Annotated in this window: 1 protein-coding gene; it reads left to right on the top strand. The window is 30.5% G+C overall.

Going from position 1 to position 472, the window contains the following annotated elements; translation table 11 throughout:
* Nucleotides 1-112: 112 nt before the first annotated feature.
* Nucleotides 113-472 (top strand): hypothetical protein (locus CYP28_RS08640; RefSeq protein WP_181000443.1); only part of this gene is annotated, 360 nt, incomplete at its 3' end.

Here is a 472-nt window from a genome sequence, read left to right as displayed (position 1 = left end):
GCTTCTGGCTGTTCAATCCCTTAAAAAATTTCTATCATTTATTGGTAAAGAGAATTTAAAAAAATATGCCTTTATTAGCAGAGATTATGTCGGTAATGTAATTAATGGCGGGTTGTCAAATGCTGAATTTAAGAGATTGTTAAAATTTTTACCATCTTTATTAGAGAAAACCGCTTTTGTAAGAGAAAATGCAAGAAACTCTTTAGCGGTTAAACTGCTGCTTGCTTGTAAAAATTTAAAAACTGGAGAAATCCTGGAGCTAAAATTTGGTGACTTTGTTTTAGAAAAATACACCTTTATAATAAATGCAAATGGCAAAAAGGCAAAAATAAAGGCTTATTTTGTAGAAAAAGAATTTGAGATACTGCTGCCATATAGAGATCTTTTAAATGACTACATATTTGTTTCAAAAGAAAAACATCTAATGGGAACTACGATCCTAAGATATAACCTGCTAGAGATAGGCAAAGAG

Origin of the sequence: Campylobacter concisus, from assembly GCF_002914195.1 — a bacterium.
GTDB classification, from domain to species: domain Bacteria; phylum Campylobacterota; class Campylobacteria; order Campylobacterales; family Campylobacteraceae; genus Campylobacter_A; species Campylobacter_A concisus_M.
Note: the sequence above shows the minus strand (reverse complement) of the source record. Positions and strands in the feature narration are given on the sequence as shown.